Origin of the sequence: Delftia sp. HK171 (genome assembly GCF_001886655.1) — a bacterium.
GTDB lineage: Bacteria > Pseudomonadota > Gammaproteobacteria > Burkholderiales > Burkholderiaceae_C > Comamonas > Comamonas acidovorans.
Genome location: NZ_CP018101.1, coordinates 1,713,257 through 1,734,908, shown reverse-complemented (window position 1 = coordinate 1,734,908; position 21,652 = coordinate 1,713,257). Strand labels below are relative to the sequence as shown.

The window sequence follows — 21,652 nt, the reverse complement described above, 5'->3', positions numbered from 1 at the left end:
ATAAACTATCTAAGAGATATTCACCAAATGGATATCAAGAACCTGGACCTCAACCTGCTGCGCGTCTTTGACGCCGTGTACCGCCACTGCAGCGTCAGCCGCGCGGCCGAGGAGCTGGGCATGTCCCAGCCCGCCGCCAGCCAGGCCGTGACGCGGCTGCGCCTGCTGCTGGGCAATCCGCTGTTCGAGCGCGCGCACGCAGGCGTGCGCCCCACGCCGCGTGCCGAGCGCCTGGCGCTGGCCGTGCGCCAGGCGCTGGAGGTGCTCGAAGTCGCCATGTCCGAGGCGCAGAGCTTCGAGCCACTGCAGGCGCGCCAGCGCTTTCGCATCCACCTGAGCGACATCGGCGAGGCGCGCTTTCTGCCGCCGCTGATGCAGGCGCTGCACCAGCGCGCCCCGCATGTGCAGCTGGAGACCCTGCCCATGCCGCTGGACGGCATTGCCGATGCGCTGGACCGGGGCACGCTGGACATCGCCATCGGCTTTCTGCCGGGTGGCACGCGGACCCGGCAGACCGTGCTGCTGTCCGACCACTACGGCGTGCTGCTGCGCAGCGGCCACCCCGCGCTGGCGCACGTGCCCGAAGACGCGCCACTGGCGCTGGCCACGCTGCGCCAGCTGGACTTTGCCGCGGTGCGCTCGCACTCGGAAACCTTGCGCATCCTGCAGGCGCTGCGGCTCGATGAGCGCATCCGCCTGTCGGCCGCGCATTTCATGGCCGTGCCCTCCATCGTGGGCAAGACCGACCTGGCGGTGATCATGCCGGCCGAGATCGCGGCCGGCTTTGTCGAGCGCGGCGGCTATGCGGTGCGCGATGCCGACCTGCCCGATCACCGCTTCGACGTGTCGCTGCACTGGAGCTGGCGCTTCGAGCAGGAACCGGCCAAGCGCTGGCTGCGCGAACTGGTCTGCGAGCTGTTCCAGCAGCCCCGGCACCGCGAGGCCGCCGCGCCCTGAAGGGCCGGCCGTCACGGGCATGACTTGCGGGCTGCCAACACTGGGGAGCCGGGCCTGCCGACTCAGTTTCGTCTAAGAAACCGGCGCCAGACTGGTCCCTGCGCCGACAAGGGCACGCGGCCGGCCCCGCCGAAGATGGACACCGGCCTGTTTCATCCACTCTCCAGGAAAGACTCACCATGCAACTCAAGGACAAGGTCGCCTTCATCACCGGCTCGGCCAGCGGTATCGGCAAGGAGATCGCCACGCTGTTCGCCAGCGAAGGCGCGCGCATCGTCATTGCCGACCTCAACAAGGAGGCGGCCGACGCCACGGCGGCCGAGCTGCGCGCCACGGGAGCGCAGGCCATGGGCGTGGCCGTGGACGTGACCGACGAGGCCCAGGTCAACGCCTCGGTCGAGGAGGCCGCCCGGGCCTTCGGCGGCATCGACATCCTGGTCAGCAATGCCGGGATACAGATCGTGCGTCCAGTGGAGGAATTCAGCTTCGCCGACTGGAAGAAGATGCTGGCCATCCACCTGGACGGCGCCTTCCTCACCACGCGCGCCTGCCTCAAGCACATGTATGCGCAGGGCCGCGGCGGCAGCGTGATCTACATGGGATCGGTGCACTCCAAGGAGGCCTCGCTGCTCAAGGCGCCCTATGTCACGGCCAAGCACGGCCTGATCGGGCTGGCCAAGACCGTGGCCAAGGAAGGCGCCAAGCACGGCGTGCGCGCCAATGTGATCTGCCCGGGCTTCGTGCGCACGCCGCTGGTGGACAAGCAGATTCCCGAGCAGGCCCGCACGCTGGGCATCAGCGAGGACGAGGTCATCAAGAACGTGATGCTCAAGGAAACCGTGGACGGCGAGTTCACCACCACCGAGGACGTGGCCCGCGTGGCCCTGCTGTTCGCGGGCTTTCCCAGCAATGCGCTGACCGGCCAGTCGCTGGTGGTCAGCCACGGCTGGTTCATGCAGTGAGTCGCCAGTCGGCCACTCAATCGCCCCTCAATCGGCCTTCAATCGGCCTTCAGGCCCAGCGCCCGGGTCACGGCCGCATAGCGGTCGATGTCGGCCGCGATCAGCGCCTGGAATTGGCCCGGTGTCTGCCGCGCCAGGGTGTAGCCCTGGTCGCGCAAGCCAGCGCTGACGGCGGGATCGGCCAGCGCCTGCTCCAGCGTGTCATGCAATGCCTGCACCGTGGCCCGGGGCGTGGCGGCAGGTGCCAGCAGGCCGTGCCACTGCTCCACCGCAAAGCCCGGCAGGCCGCGCTCGGCCACCGTGGGAACGCCGGCCAGCTGCGGCAGTCGCTGCGGCGCCGTGACGGCCAGGGCGCGCACGCGGCCTGCAGCGATCATGGCCGAGGCACTGCTGGCCGTGACCATGCCCGCCGACACCTGGCCTGCCGCCACGGCCGTGATGGCCGGGCCGCAGCCCTTGTAGGGCACATGCTGCACAAAGCGCTTCGCGTCGCGGGCCAGCATCTCGCCCGCCAGGTGCTGGGGCGTGCCGTTGCCGCAGGAGGCGAACAGCAGCGGCCGTTCCTGGCGCGCCTGGGCCAGCGCATCCTCCAGCGTCTGCAGCGCGCTGCCCGCAGGCACGACCAGCACCGAGGCGATGGAGCCCGCGTTGAATACCGCCGTGAAGTCCTTGCGCGGGTCGAAATCCAGGCGCTCGTAGACACCGGGGTTGATGGCGAACGAGCTGTTGGCCATCAGCAAGGTGCTGCCGTCCGCTGCGGCCTGGGCCACGGCATGGGCGCCGATGTTGCCGCTGGCGCCGGGCCGATTCTCCACCACCACGGGCTGGCCCAGGCGCTGCTGCAGCTGCTCGCCCAGGCGCCGCGCCAGCAGGTCCGTGCCGCCGCCCGGCGGAAAGGTCACGACGATGGTGATGGGCCGCTCCAGGCGCGTGCCGGCCTTGCCCGGCGCCGCCAGCCACAGCCCCGATGCGCCCGCCAGCAGCGCGCAGGCCACCAGCGTCCAGAGTCTCCGTCGCTTCAAGGTACGCCCTTCAAAAAACATGGCAACTGCTCCACTGGGCTAGGTGCAAAAAACCCGCGCAGCCCAACTCAGGGACACCGAGCAAGGGCCTAAGCCGGCCGCGCCGCCCCGCAGCCAGGGTGTCGCCGGTTGCCCGGACGCCCCCCTCCCGCGCAGCGAGAGAGGGCGCCGTGCACACGGGGGAAGCCGCGCAGCGGCTCAGGGGGTGCCTCATTTCAGGTGTCGAGGCCGATGTCGAGAACCCGGGCGCTGTGCGTGATCCAGCCCACGGCGATCTGGTCCACGCCGGTCTCGGCCACGGCGCGCGCCGTCTCGGGCGTGATGCGGCCCGAGGCCTCGGTCACCGCGCGCCCGCGCGCCATGGAGACGGCCGTGCGCAGCGTGTCCAGGTCCATGTTGTCCAGCAGCACCACTTCCACGCCCAGGGACAGCGCCACCTCCAGCTGCTCCAGCGTGTCCACCTCCAGCTGGATCTGCACCATGTGGCCCACGCCTGCGCGCGCCCGGGCCAGGGCTTCGGCCACGCCGCCGGCCAGCGCGATGTGGTTGTCCTTGATCAGCACGGCATCGTCCAGGCCGAAGCGGTGGTTGCTGCCGCCGCCCACGCGCACGGCGTACTTCTGCAGCGCGCGCAGGCCCGGCATGGTCTTTCGCGTGCAGGTCACGCGCGCGCCCGTGTCGGCGATGGCCCGCGCGATCGATGCCGTGGCCGTGGCCACGCCGCTCAGGTGGCACAGGTAGTTGAGCGCCACGCGCTCGGCCGTGAGGATGGCGCGCGCGCTGCCGTGGATGCGCGCGATCTCCTGGCCGGGCGCCAGTTCGCTGCCATCGCGCAGCACCGGCTCGAAACGCGACTGCGCATCCAGCGCACGGAACGCCAGCCGCGCCATGTCCAGCCCGGCCAGCACGCCCTCCTGGCGCGCCACCAGGCGCAGTTCGGCCTGTGCGTCGGCAGGAACAATGGCATCCGTGGTCAGGTCGCCCGCGCGGCCCAGGTCTTCCAGCAGGGCCGAGCGCACCAGCGGCTCCAGCATCAGGTCGGGCAGCGGCGGTACCGGCAGGCGGGCACTGAGGGCATTGGCAATATTAATGCTCATTTTGAGTATATGTAGGTCAAAAAAATGTGGCGCGCGGCCTTGCGGGCTTGAGCGAGGAACTTATGCTAGGTACGAGCATAAGTGCTGTCAAGCCATTGTCACAATCGGGCAAGTGCCGTGCAGCTCAGGGGGAACCGTCGATGCCCTTGGCCAGGGGCAGCTTGCTGCCGGAGATGGCGCGTTCCAGCAGCACATCGCTGCGAAAGCGGAACAGCTTGGCCGGCCGGCCCGCCGAACCCACCGTGAGCTGGCCGGTTTCCTCGACCAGATCCTGCTGCTCGATCAGGCGGCGGAAGTTCTGCTTGTGCAGCCCGCGCCCGGCCAGGGCCTCCACCGTCTGCTGCAGCTGCAGCAGCGTGAACTCGGGCGGCATCAGCTCGAACACCACGGGCCGGTACTTGATCTTGGCCCGCAGCCGCGCCATGCCCGTGGCCAGGATGCGGCGGTGGTCGTGGTGCATGGCCTCGCCGGGCAGCATGGCGGCCGCGCCATGGACGCGGTGGGCCGCCTCCTGCACCAGTCCGGCCTCGTACAGCAGCTCGTAGCGCTGCAGCACCATGTCCTCGTTCCAGGGCCCGCCGTCCAGGCCGAAGGCAATGTCCGCGCGCTGGCGCCGCAGCGCACGCTGGGCGCCGCGCGCCTCGGCCATCCAGGCATGCAGGCGCGGAGCGATGTGGGAGCGCAGCAGGGCCGGCTCGCCGCCGCGCCAGTCTTCCCAGGGAAAGTAGCGGTACCAGTCCTGCCAGACGGCCTGCCCCGCGCTGCGGTCCGCAGACTCGCGCGTCAGCCCCAGGTAGCTGACCGAGATCACGCGCGCCCCGCTGGCATCGGTGCGATCGCCATCGGCAAAGGTGTAGAGCTGCTCCATGTAGCCCAGCGGGTGATGGGTCTGCTCCTCCACCCAGGCGCGCAGGCCGGCCTGCAGCGAACGGTGCCCCACCTCGAACGGCCCCGCCGGCAGCAACTGCCCGTCCGCCGTGGTCAGCACGCGCGGTGTGCCCTGGGTCACGGCCGCCAGCACGGCGACGAGTTCGGCATGGATGGGAGAGGCTGCGGGACTGGTGGGGTGGGGCACGAAGGTGAGGGAGGTCGGTTGGCGGGATGGGTGATTATGGTGGGTTGCAGGGGCCGGGTTGCCCGCGTTCACGCAGGGCGGCCCAAGCTTCCGATGTACTGGTCCACCATGGCCTTGGCCTGTCCCAGGCTGCAGCCATGCTCGCTCTGGCAGACCCTGATGGCCGCCATCTTCTGCAGGGGATCGGCGGCAAGGGTGCGCCAGTCGATCTTTGCGGGCTCTGGCGCAGGGCCGTGCCGCGCGTCTCCCTCCTCCACCGAACGCACTTCCCAGCGCGCCACGACGGGAAAGGAAAGGTCCACGGCAGGCAGCCGGCCCAGTTCGGCCGCCAATTCATCCTGTGAAATCAATGAAGCCACCTGGCGAACACGCGCCCGGGGCCCATCGCGCCAAGGACTGATCTCCAAGGGGCGCCGGCAGAAATCCTGCAGATAGTCACCCAACTCCTGCGTCATGAAGCGCGCGGCCTGCTCGACATCGGCCCGCAACAGTTGCAAAGCCTCCGACTGCGAGAAGTCATCCAGCTGATCGCTCAGGTCCGCAAAGGCCTGCAGAAATCCCGCGCAGACAAAGTCATCGAAGCAGGCGTGCGAAACACTGCTGGCCTCGTCATCGTGCAACACCAGCGCCACGCCCACGCCATGCGTGTCCAGCGGCGTCAGGCACCAGGCATCGCCGGCGCCCGACTGGGCGAATGGCAAAAAGCTCCGGCCGTTCTGTGCGCCAGGATGAAGCCAGCCCTCGATGATTTCCCGGCTGGCTTCGGCGTCTATCCATTCGAAGTCCTGCCAACTCATGAACAAGGGCGGGTCCTGCAGGCAGCGCTGGCGCCAGGTGGCGGCCCAATCCGGACCGTAGACGGTCTTTCCCGATGCCAGGAGGTCGCTCAACAGCGGCGGAAGCGCAATGCCGGTCTGGATGGAGAGGTCGGCGTAGGTGGTCATTGGATTCATCCCACGTCCATATGCAGCCGATGCCGGCCGCAATGCACGCACTGGAAAAGGCAGCCGGAAATCATGCCGTCCGTGGACATGCGCTCCAGCATCCACTGCGCATCGTTCCTGTAGCTGCCTTCGATGTCGGGCAGGACTTCAGCAAGGAAAGGCTCGACGGCCTGCCTGTCGGCGTGACCCAGGAAGACACAGGGTGCATTGCAGTGCGTGAGCCACACGGGCTGCTGCCAGGCCCTGTAGCCGGGCGTGCGCTGAGCTATTTCCAGCAGCAGTTCCCTGGCGATGGTGGGATCGGGGTCTGCCGGATCAGGCGACACGCCTTCGATATCGGTGTATCCCACAAGTTCGCCGTCGTATGTCTCGCAAGCCTGCCCGCTGGCAATGCACCAGGGACACAGGTAGTCGGGGCTTTGCTGGCTGTAGAACGGGCCCTCGTACTTGAGGCTGCGGTTTTGTCCGCAGCAGGAGCACACACCCTCTTCCTGCTCGAAGACGGTTTCATAGGCACCGGGATGGAATCTGAAATGCGGGCGTTCCATTGCACGGACTCTCTTTCCCGATTGATTGGAAAGGTGCCATTGTCCATGGCAGCTCAGCGCGTGGGAATGAACGTTTCTGGCAAGAAAAAACCGCGCAAAGCGCGGTTTTTCCGAGAAGCGCGGGAGCTGCTCTAGCAGCCCCGCTGCAGCATGTGCCGCCTCAGACGTTGAACAGGAAGTTCATCACGTCGCCATCCTTGACGACATATTCCTTGCCTTCGGCGCGCATCTTGCCCGCGTCCTTGGCGCCTTGCTCGCCCTTGAAGGCGATGAAGTCGTCGAAGGCGATGGTCTGGGCACGGATGAAGCCGCGCTCGAAGTCGCCGTGGATGACGCCTGCGGCCTGGGGGGCGGTGTCGCCGACCTTGATGGTCCAGGCGCGCACTTCCTTGACGCCGGCCGTGAAGTAGGTCTGCAGGCCCAGCAGGCCGAAGCCGGCGCGGATCAGGCGGTTCAGGCCAGGTTCTTCCAGGCCCAGTTCCTGCAGGAACATGTCGCGGTCCTCGTCGCTCATCTCGGCCATTTCAGCCTCGATCTTGGCGCAGATGGCCACGACGGGAGCGCCTTGTGCCTCGGCATAGGCCTTGAGGCTGTCGAGCAGCGGGTTGTTCTCGAAGCCGTCTTCGCTGACGTTGCCCACGAACATGGCGGGCTTGGCGGTGATCAGGCAGAACTGCTTGAGCAGGGGCGCGTCTTCCTTGGAGACGGGCACCGTGCGTGCGGGCTTGCCCTGGTCCAGGGCAGCCTGGATGGGGGTCAGCAGCGCCACCACCTTGGCGGCTTCCTTGTCGTTGCCCGACTTGGCGGCCTTGCTGTAGCGGTTCAGCGCCTTCTCGACGGTGGCCAGGTCGGCCAGGCACAGCTCGGTCTGGATGACCTCGATGTCGGCGATGGGGTCCACCTTGTTGGCCACGTGGATGACGTTCGGGTCTTCGAAGCAGCGCACCACGTTGACGATGGCGTCGGTCTCGCGGATGTGGGCCAGGAACTGGTTGCCCAGGCCTTCACCCTTGGAGGCGCCGGCCACCAGGCCCGCGATGTCCACGAATTCGACGATGGCCGGGACGATGCGCTCGGGCGTGATGATGTCGGCCAGCTTCTGCAGGCGCGGATCGGGCACTTCCACCACGCCGGTGTTCGGCTCGATGGTGCAGAAGGGATAGTTCTCGGCGGCGATGCCGGCCTTCGTCAGCGCGTTGAAGAGAGTGGACTTGCCCACATTGGGCAGGCCCACGATGCCGCATTTGAGGCTCATGGCAGGGCTTTCTACAGGGATTCTGGGGACAAACCCCGTATTTTAGTCAACCGGGCATTTCCTGTCGTTTCAGGCGAACTGCCAGTCGCCGGCCACGGACTGGCCAACGACCAGTTCGGCCCCGTCGTGCAGGCCTTCCAGCACGGCATTCATGCCGAAGGTGATGGCGCCATCGACACGGTCGTCCTGGCGGTAGGTACGGATGGCATCACCCACGGCGGTGCCCTGCACGGCCGTGACGGGGTCGATGTCGGGAATGGGGCAGCGTGTGCAGGGCTTGGCCATGCGCAGCCGCAGGCCCTGGGCATCGAGCACGTCGAACCCGTCGACCCGGTCCTCGTCATGGGCCTCCAGGCCTTCGATCACGATATTGGGGCGAAAGCGCCGTGCGTCCACCGCGGCGTGGCCGGCTGCCTGCAGGCGCTGGTTGAGTTCATCCACGGCCGCCTGGCTCAGTACCAGCAGCGGATAGCCGTCCGCGAAGTGCACGGGCGCTGCCTCGCCCCCGGTCCAGCGCTCGCTGGTGCGGCGCGGCGCCGCCGGGTCGAAGCGCACCAGGGCGCAATCCGCGCCCAGGGCCTGGGTCAGCCAGCGCGCTGCCTCCGGCCCCATGTCCCAGGCCTGCACCCAGTCCGACCAGACGCGCGCCCGACGCTCCGGCCCCGTGGCCTGCAGCGCGATGCGCAGCGGCGGCTGCTGGGGAAAGTGCAGCACCAGGTGCCCGGCCTCCAGCTCGGGGCGTATCCAGGCCATGCGCGAATGGTCGCGCTGGGTCAGGAATTCGCCCTGCGCATCGACCACCATCCAGTGGCGGTCCCAGGCCAGGCCGGTGGCGCCGACGCCGCTGCTTTGCAGCGCGATGCCCGCGCAGGATTTGACGGGATATACCCACAACTGGGCAATGCGGCCCTGCACGTCTCTTTCTTGGTCAAACATCGGATAGCTCTTTTTGGGAAATCTGGAGTGTGTATGCCATCCATGGTGCGAATGGCGCCATGCGATGGGCGGCAATATGCCAGATGGCGGCACAGGCTGCGGCAGATCACGCCAAAGCCGGAGTTTGCGCCAGTTGGAATCCCCGGCATGGCCCGGACTCCTACAATGCCGGCCATGGCGCAAACCTTTGATGTATGTATACGCGGGGCCGGCATTGCAGGCCGGACCCTGGCTCTCCTGCTGGCCCGGGAACGGCTGCGCGTGGCCCTGGTGGTGGCCGCGCCGACCGGCAACGCGCCCGATGTGCGCGCCTACGCGCTCAATGCCAGCGCACGCGGCCTGCTGGACAGCCTGCGTTGCTGGCCCGATGACCAGCACGCCACGCCCGTGACGCAAATGGAGGTCTTTGGCGACCTGGACGGCCATGTGCTGTTCGACGCCGCCAGCCAGGATGTCGAGGCCCTGACCTGGATCGTCGATGTGCCCGCGCTGGAGCAGCGCCTGGCCGAGGCCGTGCGCTACCAGCCCATGGTCGAGGTGGTGGAGCAGCCCGTGGCGGCGCCGCTGACGGCCATCTGCGAGGGCCGCGCCAGCCGCACGCGCAGCGAGTTCGGCGTGGACTTCGCCGTCACGCCCTATGCACAGCACGCCATCGCCACCCGGCTGCACTGCGAGCTGCCGCACGGACAGGTGGCGCGACAGTGGTTCACGCCCGAAGGCATCCTGGCCCTGCTGCCACTGGACGGCCCGCAAGGCCACAGCGTGGCCGTGGTCTGGTCCATCGCCCGCGAGCTGGCCGACGGCTGGCTGGCCGCCGACACACAGGACTTCACCGCGCGGCTGGAAGCCATCAGCCAGGGCGCGCTGGGGCGGCTGGAGCTGAGCGCACCGCGCATGGCCTGGCCGCTGCAGCAGGCCGTGGCCGACCACTGGTGCGGCTCCATGCCCGACGGCGATGCACGCTCGGCCCGCAGCTGGGTGCTGGTGGGCGATGCCGCCCACAACGTGCATCCGCTGGCAGGCCAGGGCCTGAACCTGGGCCTGGGCGATGTGCAGGCGCTGGCACGCGTGCTGCAGGAGCGCGGCTACTGGCGCAGCACCGGCGATCTGCGCCTGCTGCGCCGCTATGAACGCGAGCGCAAGGCCGCGCTGGCGCCCATGGGCCTGGCCATGGACGGGCTGCAGCAGCTGTTCAGCCGCTCCGAGGTTCCGGTGCAGATGCTGCGCAACTGGGGCATGAAGGGCTTCGAGCGCTTCGGCCCGCTCAAGGACTGGATGGCGCGCCAGGCCATGGGCCTGGACCCGCGCAGCGGCGCCTGAGCCTGGAGCCAAGCCGATCCCGTGCCGTTGAACCCTTTGCCGTTTTGCGACTCGTACCCCTGCTCCGTGGCGCCCCGCGCCGCGCAATCCCCCTCAACCACGGCGCGGCCGGCCTGAACGCGGCCCCGCCCACCCACCGCATTGCCATGAAACTCTTCGCCTGCCTGCTGACGGCCGCCAGCCTGACCTGGAGCCTCGGTGTCCATGCCCAGGACGCCAACCTGCGCAAGACGCTGACCGAGCGCATTCCCCAGCTGGAAAAGATCGACGAAATCCGCCCCACGCCCATGTCCGGCCTCTTCGAGGTGCGCATCGGCACGGACCTGTTCTATACGGACGCCAAGGGCAACTACCTGATCCAGGGCGAGCTGATCGACACCAAGGCGCGCCGCAATCTCACCGAAGACCGCATGAACCAGCTGACGGCGGTGGACTTCAAGCAGCTGCCGCTCAAGGACGCCGTGACCATCGTCCACGGCAAGGGCGAGCGCAAGATGGCCGTGTTCGAAGACCCCAACTGCGGCTACTGCAAGCGCTTCGAGCGCGACCTGCAGACCGTGGACAACGTCACCATCTACCTGTTCCTGTACCCCATCCTGAGCCCCGACTCGGCCGAGAAGTCGCGCAACATCTGGTGCGCCAAGGACCAGGCCGGTGCATGGGCTGACCACATGCTGCGCGACAAGGTGCCGGCCGCCGCCCAGTGCGACACCTCGGCCGTGCAGCGCAACCTGGCCTTTGGCCGCAAGTACAAGATCACGGGAACGCCCACCGTCATCTTCACCAACAACACCCGCGTGCCTGGCGCCATCAGCGCCCAGGAAGTCGAGAAGAACCTGGCCGCAGCCGCAGCCGCGCGCTGACCGCCACCGGGCGGGCCCGGCGCCATGGACGCCGGGCCCGCCCACCTGATCCCCCTCGGCCGGAGCTTCCCGGCTCCAGCCCGCCGCAGCGGGCCCGGGCAGCCTCCAGGCCACACCTGCAGGAGCCCGAATGACCTCTCCCCTCGCCGCCACCGCCACTGCCGCAGCGGACATCCACTACCGCGTGCAGGCCCTTGATGTGGACGCGCACCTGTTCAGCGTGCAACTGCACATCGCCCGCCCGGCCGCTGGACAGACCCTGTCGCTGCCGGTCTGGATTCCCGGCAGCTATCTGGTGCGGGAATTCTCCAAGAACCTCCAGGGCCTGTCTGCCGAGCAGGACGGCCGCCCCATCGCGCTGGCCCAGCAGGGCAAGAACCTCTGGCAGGCCGATTGCGCAGCCGGCGTGCCGCTGGTGCTCCACTACCAGTTCTGCGCCTATGACAGCTCCGTGCGCACGGCCTGGCTGGACCGACGCCGCGGCTTTTTCAACGGCACCAGCCTGTGCCTGCGCGTGCACGGCCAGGAAGACACGCCGCACACGCTGCAGCTGCTTGCGTCGGACGCCACGGCATCGTGGCAGGTGGCGACCGGCCTGGACGCCGTGGACACCGATGCGCGCGGCTGGGGCCTGTACCGCGCCGCCCACTACGACGAATTGGTGGACTGCCCCGTGGAGATGGGCAGCTTCTGGCGTGGCGACTTCGTGGCCGCGGGCGTGCCGCACAGCTTCGTCGTCGCAGGCGCCGCGCCCAGCTTCGACGGCGCGCGCCTGATTGCCGATGCACGCAAGATCTGCGAGACCGTGCTGGCCTTCTGGCACGGTACGGGCGAGCAGGCCACGCCCGCACCCATGCAGCGCTACGTGTTCATGCTCAACGTGGTCGATGACGGCTATGGGGGCCTGGAGCACCGCAATTCCACGGCCCTGATCTGCGGCCGGCGCGACCTGCCGCGCGTGGGCGAGCGCAAGGCCGCCGAGGGCTACACCACCTTGCTGGGCCTGATCAGCCACGAGTACTTCCACACCTGGAACGTCAAGCGCCTGCGCCCGGCCGAATTCGCGCGCTACGACTACGGGCAGGAGAACTACACCGAGCTGCTGTGGTTCTTCGAAGGCTTCACCAGCTACTACGACGACCTGCTGCTGCGCCGCGCCGGCCTGATCGACAACGCCCAGTACCTCAAGCTCGTCACGCGCACCATCAACCAGGTGCTGCAGACGCCGGGCCGACACCTGCAGTCCGTGGCCCAGGCCAGCTATGACGCCTGGGTCAAGTACTACCGCCAGGACGAGAACACGCCCAACCAGACCGTCAGCTACTACACCAAGGGCTGCCTGGTCGCACTGGCCCTGGACCTGCAACTGCGCCGCGAAGGCCGCAGCACGCTGGACGACGTGATGCGCGCGCTGTGGCAGCGCTGCCAGGGCGGCCCCATGCGCGAGGCCGACGTGCTGGCCGTGCTGCAGGACCTGGGCGGGCGCAGCTTCGCGCCCGAGATCACGCAATGGGTGCACGGCACCGACGACCTGCCGCTGGCCGAGCTGCTGGCCGCGCACGGCGTGCAGGCCAAGGCCGAGCCGGCGCAGACTGCCCAGCGCCTGGGCCTGCGCGTGCAGGAAAGCCAGGGCATCACCATCAAGACCGTGCTGCGCGGCGGCCTGGCCGAGCGCGCAGGCTTCATGGCGGGCGACGAATGGCTGGCCATCGAGCTGCCCACCGGCGCCGAGGATTCACAGCCCGCGCGCTGGCGCATCACCCGGCTGGACGACGTGGCGCTTTATGCAGGCACGGCCCTGGACATCGTCGCCTGGGTGGCCCGCGACCGGCAGATCCTGGCCTTGACCCTGCCCTGGGGCTCGGGCCTGCTGTCCGAGGCCGCCGCCATGGTGGAGAAAACGGACAACGGCGATGCAAAAGCTGCCACATCCGGCACCCTGGCGGCGCCCGCCCCCAGCAATCTCGGACTGGAAATCACGGACGAGGAGACCGCTGGACGCTGGCTGGCCGGGTACACCGGCACTGCGCAGGCGCCTGCCACGCCCTGAACGGCGCATGCCGTCCCGCGCCGCCGGCCGGTTATTCTTGAGGATCACGACGACAACCCCAGCAGGAGACTCCCTTGGCCTACGAAATGATTGAAGTTCGCGTCGAAGCCGACAAGGTCGGCATCATCACGCTCAACCGCCCCAAGCAGCTCAACGCGCTCAATGACCAGCTCATGGACGAGCTGGGCCAGGCCCTGCAGGCCTTCGATGCCGATGAGGCCATCGGCTGCATGATCATCACCGGCAGCGAGAAAGCCTTTGCGGCTGGCGCCGACATCGGCGCCATGGCCAAGTACAGCTTTGCCGATGCCTACAAGGGCGACTACATCACGCGCAACTGGGAAGCCATCCGCTCCATCCGCAAGCCCGTGATCGCCGCCGTCAGCGGCTTTGCCCTCGGCGGCGGCTGCGAGCTGGCCATGATGTGCGACTTCATCATCGCCGCCGACAACGCGAAGTTCGGCCAGCCGGAAATCAAGCTGGGCGTGATCCCCGGCGCGGGCGGCACGCAGCGCCTGCCGCGCGCCGTGGGCAAGTCCAAGGCCATGGACATGGCCCTCACGGCCCGCATGATGGACGCCACCGAAGCCGAGCGCGCCGGCCTGGTCAGCCGTGTCGTGCCCTTCGACAAGCTCATGGACGAGGCGCTGGGCGCCGCCATCATCATCAGCGGCTTCTCGCAGATCGCCGTCATGGCGGCCAAGGAATCGGTGAACCGCGCCTTCGAGGGCTCGCTGGCCGACGGCGTCATGTTCGAGCGCCGCCTGTTCCACGCGCTGTTCGCCACCCAGGACCAGAAGGAAGGCATGGACGCCTTCGTCAACAAGCGTCCCGCCAGCTTCAAGCATCTCTGAGCGGGCTGAAAGTCGCGCTACAATGCGCGTCTTCCGGCAAGGCGCAGCAAGCCTCTCGCAAAGAAATTTCGAGAAATTTGCACAACTTGCCGGACGGGCCGAAAATTCTGCATATAATTTAGGTCTTACGGCGCTTTAGCTCAGTCGGTTAGAGCGATGGAATCATAATCCACAGGTCCGCGGTTCGAATCCGTGAAGCGCCACCAAACAAAGAAAAGGGTCTACGTGCAAACGTAGACCCTTTTTCCGTTGGCGCCGCCTCCGGCTGCTAGCTGCCGCGCTCCAACGCAATCCAGTGGTTGTCCAGCGCCATGCCGGGAACCGGCACCGTGCGCAGCACCTGGCCGCGCTGGCGCAATTGGGCCTGGCGTGCGCCGCCCATCCACAGCGCGGGCTCGGCAGGCAGGGGCAGGCCCTTGGCATCCAGCGAGACACTTGCATTGGCCACGCAGTACACGCCCGGCATGGCATCGCCGCGCAGCCAGCGGCCACTGGCCTGGCCGCTGTCGGGCACCTGCCACCAGGTGACGGTGTTCACGCGCGGGCAGCTGACGGCAAAGAGCTGGCCGTCGCAGCCTATGTCGCCGCCATAGCCGGCCAGGGGCTCGCGCCCTTCGGGCAGGGGCACGGCATGCAAACGGTGGCCATCGAACAGGGCCAGCACGGGCGCGGCGGCGCGCGCTTCGGTGTCGCGGTGCTCGGCCTGCAGCGCAATGCCCAGCCAGCGGCGCGCGGGCGCGTGGGCGACCTGCGGGCCCCAGGCCAGGTGGCGCAGGCTCAGGCGGTTGTCGTCCAGCTTCCACAGGCCGGCACGGGCGCCGCCTTCGGCCGGCAACAGCCGTGCGATGGACGAATCCATGTGGTCCAGCTGCAGCTTGCGCCGGCCGGTTTCGGACTGCGTGGGAATGCCGCCGTTGGCGACCATCAGCGTGCCGTCGGCGTCCAGCAGCAACTGGTGCGGGTCCATGCCGCCCGTGCGCCATTCGGCGATCTTCTCCAAGGTGATGGCATCGCGCACGCCGATCAGGCCCTGGGCATCTTCCAGGTCGGTCTCTGTGGTGTAGAGATGGCGGCCATCGGCGCTTTCGATGACATGGCCGTTGAAGAAGCGGTCGGGCTCGATCCACTGCCACTGCGCATCCTCGGCGGCCTGTCCCGGCTTCAGGCGCACCAGCCAGTCACCGGGGCGGCGGCTGGCGAAGACCACGGAGCCGTCGCGCAGCGCGGCCATGCCATGGGCGCGCGTGGGCACATCCAGGGCCTGCAGCACCTGCAGCGGCCTGTCCACCTGCGCACTGGCCTGCACGATGCCGACACGCATCTGCTCGCCCTGCATCCAGGCCGCAGCCAGCGACCGTGCCGGTCCAGACGGCCTGGCCGCATGGGAGGTTGCCAGCGGCATGGCAGCCAGCAGCCCCATGCCCTGCAGCCAGCGGCGGCGATTCAGCGCCTGCTCAATCCCCGTCGGCATCCGAGAACCCGATGTTGACTTCCAGCGCAGGCGCCACCTCGCCTTCCATGAGGCGCTTGAGGCGCGACAGTGGCTTGGTCGCGGCATCGACGGCCTTGGCGCTCGGCTCGGTCAGAGCGCGCATGCCGGCATCGGCTTCGTTGACGGCCTTGAGCCAGCGGTCGGCCAGCGGGTTGAGGCCACGGCCGCGCAGGTAGGACTCGATGGGCACGATGTCCACGCCGGGCTGGGGCACCTTGCGGTCCACGCTCACGGCCAGCGTGCGCAGGCCCTGCCAGTGCGCGCGCCAGATCTCAACGGTGCTGCCGCTGGCCAGGTGCTCCCAGGCGGGGGGCTTGCTGCCCGCACTGCGCAAAGGCTTTTCCATGTCCGCCCAGCGCAGGCGCTCCAGGCCGCCCACCCACTGGTTGATGAACTCGGCCATGGCTTCGGTGGTGGCATCGCCATCCTCGGACCAATCCTGGGCCGCGAGCTTGGCAAAGCCGTTGCTGAGGATGCCCATCTCGGCGCCGATTTCCTCGGCCACCAGGGTGGCATAGGCGCAGGCCGGCGTCTGCGGCTCCACGGGCTGGGTCCACAGCAGGTTCTCGAGCGCCGGGTATCCCTTGGCGGGTGCGCCGATGCGCTCCATGGCAGCCAGATCGGCGGGGGCCGACTGTATGGCCTTCTTGAGCAGGGCCGGGCGCATGGGGCGGAAGTCCACCAGACGTGCCGAGCGGCGCTCCACCAGCGGCCCCAGGGCCACGGCAGAGAGGCTGCTCCACTGCCGCGACGATTGCACATAGGCCTGGCGCGCCGTCTGCAGCGTGGCGGCAGCCGCCCCCGCAGGTGCCGCAGGTGCCGCGCAGTGTGCGCGCAGCGCCTGGCTCAGCGCCTGGGCGGATGCCTGCGCGGCCTTGGCCTGGGGCGAGAACCATTGGCCGTACAGCCCCTGCACGGCGTGGGCCGTGTTGTAGAAGGGAATGGCCATGTTGGCATCCACTTCCTGGGCATGGACCGGGGCGGCGGCCAGCAGCGCCAGCACGGCGGCACAAAGGATTTGGCGAGGGGTCATGCGCATGTCTTGCATCAGAGGGACTCCACAAATTTGACCAGGGCTTCACGGTCTTCGGCGCTGAACTGGCGCACCTGTTCGCGCGCGGCTTCGGCCTCGCCGCCGTGCCAGAGGATGGCTTCCAGCACGCCGCGCGCACGGCCGTCGTGCAGCAGGCGCTGGTGGTTGTTGACATCGGGCAGCAGGCCTATGCCCCACAGCGGCGGCGTGCGCCACTGGCGGCCTGAGGCCTTGAAGTCGGGCCGGCCATCGGCCAGCGCATCGCCCATGTCGTGCAGCAGCAGGTCGGTGTAGGGCGCAATGGTCTGGCCCGACAACCCCTTGCTGCTGAGTGCCGGCGACAGCGCGGGAAACAGCTCCCCGCCCGTCTTGTACGAGGGCCGGTGGCACTGCGCACACTGGGCCTGGTGGAACAGTGCCTCGCCACGGCGCACGGCCGGGTCGCTGGCGTTGCGCCGTGCAGGCGGCGCCAGCGTGGCCTGGTAGAAGATCACGTCGTCCAGCACGCGGTCCTCGATCTCCACGCCCTCGGCGCCGTTGCCGTCGGGCGCGGCCAAGCAGTCCTTTTGTGCGGGCGTGCAGGCCTGGTGCGGGAAACGCTTCGATGTGATGCCGATATCGCCCAGGAAGGCCGAAGCCGTCTGGTGGGCAATGGAGGCCACGTTGGCCTTCCAGCCGAAGCGGCCCAGCATCATGCGTTCGCCGTAGGCATCCCAGACATAGTTGGGCTGACCCTTGATGGGGCCGCCCAGGGCCGCCTGGGCGGCAGCGTTGGCCAGGATCTCGGACTCCGGGATGTGCTCCAGCAGGCCCAGGCCGATGACCTGGGGCGCAATGCGCGGGCTGGTCATCAGGTTGGCGGCCAGGGGGCCGTAGTTGAGCGCAGCCAGCTCGTAGACCGGCTTTTCCAGCGTGTAGGCCGTGCCGTCGGCAAAGCGGCCATGCACCTGTTCATAGCGGATGCGCAGCTGGCCCTCGCCCTTGACGCCCAGCACGCCCTCGGTGTTGAACTGGTCGCCATAGACCGGGTCCGGCACCGGGCTGCCGTGCGGGCCTTCGCCCGGAATGGACAGCCGCATGAGCAGGCCCGCGAAGGGCTGGGGCTTGAGCGGGTTGTGGAAGTCGGGCGGCTGGGCGCGGCCGTCCTGCACATGGCAGCCGCCGCAGGAGCGCGCCAGGAAGTGCGGGCCCAGGCCATCGCGCGCCGTGGTGGAGGCCGGGGCCTGCACCCAGTTGCGCTTGAAGAAGGAGTTGCCGATGACGAAGCGCGTGCGCTCTGCATCCTCCAGGTTGGCGGCGGGCAGCGAGAAGGCGTTGCGGCCCGTGGCGTGGACCGTGGTCTGGCCGCCCGGGGGCAGGGGCTCGCCGGGTGCCGCGAACAAAAGAGCTGGATCGGGAGCTGGATCGGGAGCAGGCTGCGGTGCTGGCGCGCGCGCTGGCGCGGCAGCCACCGTGTCCTGCTGTTGGGCCGAGCAGCCCATCAGGACCAGGGAGGCAGCGACCAGCAGCGGGGGGAGAGATTCATGGGTGGGGACGTCCCTGGAAAAGCCAGGGCCGCCGAACCCTTTCGGGGGCGGCGGCCTTGGCACATGGGCGCAGGAATGGATGGACGCTGGCGTGGATGTTCTTTTAGTTGGCCTTGGGGTCCACCAGGTTGAGCTGGGTGATGCCGACGGCATTGGCCGCCTCCACCAGGTCCTTGCTCTGCTGGACCAGGCTGTCGATGGTGGCCTGGATCTTGGCGCGCGAGGCCGAGTCGCGTGCGCCCTGGATGGCCTGGTCGAACGGCGCGGGAATGGCCTGGGCCGCCTGCACCGACTGCATGATCTGGCGCGTGGTCCTGTCGGCCAGCGCGCTGTCCTTGGAGGCCACCCAGTCCTTGATGCCCGGGCCTTGCAGCTCGCTGCCATCCAGGCGCTTGTAGCTGCCCTGCCAGACGTTGAGGATGCCCTGGGCATTGGTCACGGCATCGCGATGCGTGTTGTCCGAGAAGCAGGAGTGCTCGTCTTCCTGGTCGCGGCTGGCCAGGGCCACCTCCAGGCGCTCGCCGGCCAGCTCGCCGCGCGACAGCGAACCCAGGCCCACGAAGATGCGGCGCAGCGCATCGTCGGGCTTTTTCTCGAACTGGGCGCGGAAGTTCTTGGGCGAGCCGGGCTTCCACTGGTCGGCCACGGACTGCAGGTCCTCGATCAGCAGCGCGGTCACCACCTTCAGGTACTCGCGGCGGCGGTCGGCATTGGACTTCTTGCCATCGACGAAGTCGGTGTACGGACGCGCGCCGGGCCCCTTGTCGTTCAGGTCCTGGCCCCAGAGCATGAACTCGATGGCGTGCCAGCCGGTGGAAACATTCTCCTCGCCGTCATGCTCGTTGAGCTCGGCCAGGCGCTTCTTGGTGATGGCTTCCTTGCGGTTGTTGATGATGCCGGCGTTGGGATTGCCTTCCACATAGTCCACATAGGACTCGTCCATGGGCCAGGCGTTGATCTGGCCTTCGGGTCCTTCATCGTTGTCGATGGGACCGGCGTAGAAGCGGAAGGCCTCGGTCTGGCCGTAGTACTCCCGGGCATCCAGCCAGGCCTTGCGTGCCTGGTTCAGGCCCTGCTCGCTGGGCGCCGCCAGAAAGGCCGCAATGGCTTTCTGCATGGTCTTGGCGGAGCTGATGGAGTCCGAGTAATTGGCGTGCACCAGGGTGCCGTAATGCTTGACCACCTCCGCAACGGAGAGGCTCTTCTTCACGGGCTGTTGAACGGTGCCGGCGGCTGCGGCCTGGCTCATCGGGGCGGCCGCGCCCAGGGCCAGGGCGGCTGCAATCAGGATGGGATGCATGGCAGAAAGGATCGGAGGTTGGAGAACTCGGAATGCCAAACTGTAATGAGAATTGTTTTTATTGGCAAAACCTGCGAGATATCGCCGCACTGCACCGCAAGGTCATAGACGGACCCGGGCAGAAATGGGGCGCGCCAGCGGCGCAATGGCCGCAGCGGGCGCCAGCCTAGCACGAGCACCCTTGGCGCCCCGGCCAAAGACCCAGCGCCCTGGCATAAGCCCCGCAGCTTGCCTTGGCTGGCGACTTGCCTTACCATTGCGCCCGCTCGCATGGGCCGCCCTCTCCTCGCAGGGCCTGCCCACTGCCTCCAAGCCCTGATCGCCCAGCCGATTTCAGGGCTTTCGCTTTTTGCAGAAGCGGTCTTTTGGCGCTGCACCTTGCGCTCTGTCTTTTGCGCGCAGCCCCTGCCATGCTCCGGCATGCCGGCCGCCCAGCTTGTTTTCCCACCAGGATTTCCCGTGCCCATCGCCACTCCAGGATGCCGCACACGCGCAGCGTGCCCGCACGCCGGCCCAGCCGGCGGCGCAGGCGTTTTGCGTGGTGCCGCACCCCAGCGAGAGCGCGCGCCGTCCTGGCTTTCAAGGATTTTCACGTGACCACCACTTCCTCCGGGGCGCTCGCAGCCACTGCTGCCGGCGCCAGCACAGACACGCATGTCGGCACACATGCCACCCAGGTCAATGGCTACAGCTGGAAGGCCCTGGCCGGCTCGGCCGTCGGCTATGCCATGGACGGCTTCGACCTGCTGATCCTGGGCTTCATGCTGTCGGCCATCTCGGCCGACCTGCACCTCACGCCGGGCCAGGCCGGTTCGCTGGTGACCTGGACGCTGATCGGTGCCGTGTTCGGCGGCATCTTCTTCGGCCTGCTCAGCGACCGCTACGGGCGCATCCGCGTGCTGACCTGGACCATCATGCTGTTCGCAGTCTTCACGGGCCTGTGCGCATTCGCGCAGGGCTACTGGGACCTGCTGGCCTACCGCACGATTGCGGGCATCGGCCTGGGCGGCGAGTTCGGCATCGGCATGGCACTGGCCGCCGAGGCCTGGCCCGCACGCCACCGCGCTCGCGTCTCGTCCTACGTGGCCCTGGGCTGGCAAATGGGCGTGCTGGGTGCGGCGCTGCTGACGCCGCTGCTGCTGCCCCTCATCGGCTGGCGCGGCATGTTCCTGGTGGGCGTGATACCGGCCGTGGTGGCCTGGGTGATCCGCAACAAGCTGCACGAGCCCGAAGTCTTCGTGAAGCGCCAGCAGTCCGCCACGCCCTCGGCCCGCGTGCCGGTGCTGCAAAGCCTGAAGCTGCTGGTGAAGGACCGCGCCACGACCAAGGTCAGCCTGGGCGTGATCGTGCTGACCTCAGTCCAGAACTTCGGCTACTACGGCATCATGATCTGGATGCCCAGCTTCCTGTCCAAGCAACTGGGCTTCAGCCTGACCAAGTCCTCGATATGGACTGCCGTGACCGTGGTGGGAATGATGGTCGGCATCTGGGTCTTCGGCCAGCTGGCCGACCGCATCGGCCGCAAGCCCAGCTTCCTGATCTTCCAGCTGGGCTCGGTCATCATGGTCGTGCTCTATTCGCAGCTGTCCGACCCCACGGCCATGCTCTGGGCAGGCGCCCTCATGGGCCTGTTCGTCAACGGCATGATGGGCGGCTACGGCGCCGTGATGAGCGAGGCCTACCCCACCGAGGCGCGCGCCACCGCGCAGAACGTGCTGTTCAACATCGGCCGCGCCGTGGGCGGACTGGGCCCGGTGGTGATCGGTGCGCTGGCCATGAGCTATTCGTTCCAGGTGGCGATCGCCCTGCTGGCGGCCATCTATGTGCTGGACATGCTGGCCACGGCCTTCCTGATCCCCGAACTCAAGGGGCGCGAGCTGTCCTGAGCGGCTCAGATCCTCCGGCTCGGAACGATGCCCCACAATGCAAAGAGCTGTCGATGGCAGCTCTTTTTTTGTCCGGCAACCGGCGTGCCCAGGCTCAGCCGCCTTCGCTGCACTCCAGGTTTTCGATGCGGTCTGCCGCCTCTCGGATGTCTTCCTGGAACATCTGGTCTCCCAGCATCACGGAGACCTGGCCCTCAAAGCCGCGCAGCTTGACCAGCGCAGCCTCGTAGCCGCCGCTGCCCATGCGCTTGAGCCCGCACAACGCATAGAGCTTGGCCACGGGAGATCGGCGCGGATCGTCGATCACCGACAGCAGGACGGCATTGGCCTCGGGCCGCCTGAGCATGGCCTCCAGGTGCCGCTCCGCAGGCGAGATCTCGCCCGCGAACCCGACCAGCCCCAGGTTGAACTGCGAGGCATCCAGAGGAGCCGGGTCCAGCGGACGGGACATGGCCGGGGTGGACAGGAGCAGGCAGATCAGGGCGGCGGACAGGGTGGTCTTCATGGCAGGGGCAAGGCCGTGGATGGCCTG

The 21,652-nt window shown here is 68.1% G+C and carries 19 protein-coding genes and 1 tRNA gene; 8 read left to right on the top strand and 12 right to left on the bottom strand.

Going from position 1 to position 21,652, the window contains the following annotated elements:
• Window positions 1-27: 27 nt before the first annotated feature.
• Entirely contained in the window at window positions 28-957 is a 930-nt protein-coding gene (locus tag BO996_RS07815; RefSeq protein ID WP_071954433.1) for a LysR family transcriptional regulator, read from the top strand.
• 179 nt (window positions 958-1,136) lie between these two features.
• Window positions 1,137-1,919, top strand: coding sequence for a 3-hydroxybutyrate dehydrogenase (locus tag BO996_RS07810; protein ID WP_071954432.1), 783 nt, complete (start codon window positions 1,137-1,139; stop codon window positions 1,917-1,919).
• A gap of 38 nt (window positions 1,920-1,957) precedes the next feature.
• Here the strand turns inward: BO996_RS07810 and BO996_RS07805 are convergent, their stop codons facing one another.
• From BO996_RS07805 to BO996_RS07775, 7 genes are all read right to left on the bottom strand, one after another.
• Window positions 1,958-2,962: a tripartite tricarboxylate transporter substrate binding protein gene (locus BO996_RS07805; protein ID WP_071954431.1), complete on the bottom strand. Its 1,005-nt coding sequence runs from the start codon at window positions 2,960-2,962 to the stop codon at window positions 1,958-1,960.
• Between the two features lie 194 nt (window positions 2,963-3,156).
• On the bottom strand, window positions 3,157-4,038 hold the full coding sequence (gene nadC / locus BO996_RS07800) for a carboxylating nicotinate-nucleotide diphosphorylase (RefSeq protein WP_016447964.1): 882 nt from the start codon (window positions 4,036-4,038) through the stop codon (window positions 3,157-3,159).
• Between the two features lie 124 nt (window positions 4,039-4,162).
• Complete coding sequence (locus tag BO996_RS07795) at window positions 4,163-5,113, bottom strand: NUDIX hydrolase (RefSeq protein WP_013804059.1); 951 nt, start codon at window positions 5,111-5,113, stop codon at window positions 4,163-4,165.
• 68 nt (window positions 5,114-5,181) lie between these two features.
• Complete coding sequence (locus BO996_RS07790; protein WP_071954430.1) at window positions 5,182-6,057, bottom strand: SMI1/KNR4 family protein; 876 nt, start codon at window positions 6,055-6,057, stop codon at window positions 5,182-5,184.
• 5 nt (window positions 6,058-6,062) lie between these two features.
• Window positions 6,063-6,605 carry a CbrC family protein gene (locus BO996_RS07785; RefSeq protein WP_043824864.1) on the bottom strand — a complete coding sequence of 181 codons (543 nt, stop codon included), beginning with the start codon at window positions 6,603-6,605 and terminating at the stop codon, window positions 6,063-6,065.
• Window positions 6,606-6,765: 160 nt separating this feature from the next.
• Window positions 6,766-7,860: a redox-regulated ATPase YchF gene (gene ychF, locus BO996_RS07780; protein WP_012203464.1), complete on the bottom strand. Its 1,095-nt coding sequence runs from the start codon at window positions 7,858-7,860 to the stop codon at window positions 6,766-6,768.
• A gap of 69 nt (window positions 7,861-7,929) precedes the next feature.
• Window positions 7,930-8,796, bottom strand: coding sequence for an MOSC domain-containing protein (locus BO996_RS07775; RefSeq protein ID WP_043824866.1), 867 nt, complete (start codon window positions 8,794-8,796; stop codon window positions 7,930-7,932).
• Between the two features lie 174 nt (window positions 8,797-8,970).
• Here BO996_RS07775 and BO996_RS07770 point away from each other — a divergent pair, with 174 nt between their 5' ends.
• From BO996_RS07770 to BO996_RS07750, 5 genes are all read left to right on the top strand, one after another.
• Entirely contained in the window at window positions 8,971-10,116 is a 1,146-nt protein-coding gene (locus BO996_RS07770; protein ID WP_170962085.1) for an FAD-dependent monooxygenase, read from the top strand.
• A 146-nt stretch (window positions 10,117-10,262) separates the two neighbouring features.
• Entirely contained in the window at window positions 10,263-10,979 is a 717-nt protein-coding gene (locus BO996_RS07765; RefSeq protein ID WP_034390564.1) for a DsbC family protein, read from the top strand.
• 130 nt (window positions 10,980-11,109) lie between these two features.
• A complete protein-coding gene (locus BO996_RS07760; RefSeq protein ID WP_071954429.1) occupies window positions 11,110-13,029 on the top strand; it encodes a M61 family metallopeptidase in 1,920 nt (639 codons plus the stop codon).
• A 74-nt stretch (window positions 13,030-13,103) separates the two neighbouring features.
• A complete protein-coding gene (locus tag BO996_RS07755; RefSeq protein ID WP_012203459.1) occupies window positions 13,104-13,883 on the top strand; it encodes an enoyl-CoA hydratase in 780 nt (259 codons plus the stop codon).
• Window positions 13,884-14,012: 129 nt separating this feature from the next.
• A tRNA-Met gene (locus tag BO996_RS07750) sits at window positions 14,013-14,089 on the top strand.
• Between the two features lie 62 nt (window positions 14,090-14,151).
• On the opposite strand, the gene BO996_RS07745 is transcribed toward BO996_RS07750, so the two are convergent.
• From BO996_RS07745 to BO996_RS07730, 4 genes are all read right to left on the bottom strand, one after another.
• Window positions 14,152-15,354 (bottom strand): DUF1513 domain-containing protein, encoded by a 1,203-nt coding sequence (locus BO996_RS07745; protein ID WP_043824869.1) that lies wholly within the window; start codon window positions 15,352-15,354, stop codon window positions 14,152-14,154.
• Window positions 15,338-16,423: an imelysin family protein gene (locus BO996_RS07740; RefSeq protein WP_071954428.1), complete on the bottom strand. Its 1,086-nt coding sequence runs from the start codon at window positions 16,421-16,423 to the stop codon at window positions 15,338-15,340. The genes BO996_RS07745 and BO996_RS07740 overlap by 17 nt, the downstream gene beginning before the upstream one ends.
• Window positions 16,423-17,889 carry a di-heme oxidoreductase family protein gene (locus BO996_RS07735; RefSeq protein ID WP_071954427.1) on the bottom strand — a complete coding sequence of 489 codons (1,467 nt, stop codon included), beginning with the start codon at window positions 17,887-17,889 and terminating at the stop codon, window positions 16,423-16,425. The genes BO996_RS07740 and BO996_RS07735 overlap by 1 nt, the downstream gene beginning before the upstream one ends.
• A gap of 148 nt (window positions 17,890-18,037) precedes the next feature.
• Entirely contained in the window at window positions 18,038-19,234 is a 1,197-nt protein-coding gene (locus tag BO996_RS07730) for an imelysin family protein (RefSeq protein ID WP_071954426.1), read from the bottom strand.
• Window positions 19,235-19,962: 728 nt separating this feature from the next.
• On the opposite strand from BO996_RS07730, the gene BO996_RS07725 reads away from it, so the two are divergent.
• Window positions 19,963-21,120: an MFS transporter gene (locus BO996_RS07725; protein WP_224986381.1), complete on the top strand. Its 1,158-nt coding sequence runs from the start codon at window positions 19,963-19,965 to the stop codon at window positions 21,118-21,120.
• A gap of 94 nt (window positions 21,121-21,214) precedes the next feature.
• On the opposite strand, the gene BO996_RS07720 is transcribed toward BO996_RS07725, so the two are convergent.
• Window positions 21,215-21,625 carry a hypothetical protein gene (locus tag BO996_RS07720; RefSeq protein WP_043824879.1) on the bottom strand — a complete coding sequence of 137 codons (411 nt, stop codon included), beginning with the start codon at window positions 21,623-21,625 and terminating at the stop codon, window positions 21,215-21,217.
• Between the last annotated feature and the right edge of the window lie 27 nt (window positions 21,626-21,652).

Bases quoted from the DNA above. Each gene is read 5' to 3' on its own strand.
- BO996_RS07815 (WP_071954433.1), top strand. From the start codon at position 28: ATGGATATCAAGAACCTGGACCTCAACCTGCTGCGCGTCTTTGACGCC.
- BO996_RS07810 (WP_071954432.1), top strand. From the start codon at position 1,137: ATGCAACTCAAGGACAAGGTCGCCTTCATCACCGGCTCGGCCAGCGGT.
- BO996_RS07805 (WP_071954431.1), bottom strand. From the start codon at position 2,962: ATGTTTTTTGAAGGGCGTACCTTGAAGCGACGGAGACTCTGGACGCTG.
- nadC (WP_016447964.1), bottom strand. From the start codon at position 4,038: ATGAGCATTAATATTGCCAATGCCCTCAGTGCCCGCCTGCCGGTACCG.
- BO996_RS07790 (WP_071954430.1), bottom strand. From the start codon at position 6,057: ATGACCACCTACGCCGACCTCTCCATCCAGACCGGCATTGCGCTTCCG.
- BO996_RS07785 (WP_043824864.1), bottom strand. From the start codon at position 6,605: ATGGAACGCCCGCATTTCAGATTCCATCCCGGTGCCTATGAAACCGTC.
- ychF (WP_012203464.1), bottom strand. From the start codon at position 7,860: ATGAGCCTCAAATGCGGCATCGTGGGCCTGCCCAATGTGGGCAAGTCC.
- BO996_RS07775 (WP_043824866.1), bottom strand. From the start codon at position 8,796: ATGTTTGACCAAGAAAGAGACGTGCAGGGCCGCATTGCCCAGTTGTGG.
- BO996_RS07770 (WP_170962085.1), top strand. From the start codon at position 8,971: ATGGCGCAAACCTTTGATGTATGTATACGCGGGGCCGGCATTGCAGGC.
- BO996_RS07765 (WP_034390564.1), top strand. From the start codon at position 10,263: ATGAAACTCTTCGCCTGCCTGCTGACGGCCGCCAGCCTGACCTGGAGC.
- BO996_RS07760 (WP_071954429.1), top strand. From the start codon at position 11,110: ATGACCTCTCCCCTCGCCGCCACCGCCACTGCCGCAGCGGACATCCAC.
- BO996_RS07745 (WP_043824869.1), bottom strand. From the start codon at position 15,354: ATGCCGACGGGGATTGAGCAGGCGCTGAATCGCCGCCGCTGGCTGCAG.
- BO996_RS07740 (WP_071954428.1), bottom strand. From the start codon at position 16,423: ATGCAAGACATGCGCATGACCCCTCGCCAAATCCTTTGTGCCGCCGTG.
- BO996_RS07735 (WP_071954427.1), bottom strand. From the start codon at position 17,889: ATGGGCTGCTCGGCCCAACAGCAGGACACGGTGGCTGCCGCGCCAGCG.
- BO996_RS07730 (WP_071954426.1), bottom strand. From the start codon at position 19,234: ATGCATCCCATCCTGATTGCAGCCGCCCTGGCCCTGGGCGCGGCCGCC.
- BO996_RS07725 (WP_224986381.1), top strand. From the start codon at position 19,963: ATGGACGGCTTCGACCTGCTGATCCTGGGCTTCATGCTGTCGGCCATC.
- BO996_RS07720 (WP_043824879.1), bottom strand. From the start codon at position 21,625: ATGAAGACCACCCTGTCCGCCGCCCTGATCTGCCTGCTCCTGTCCACC.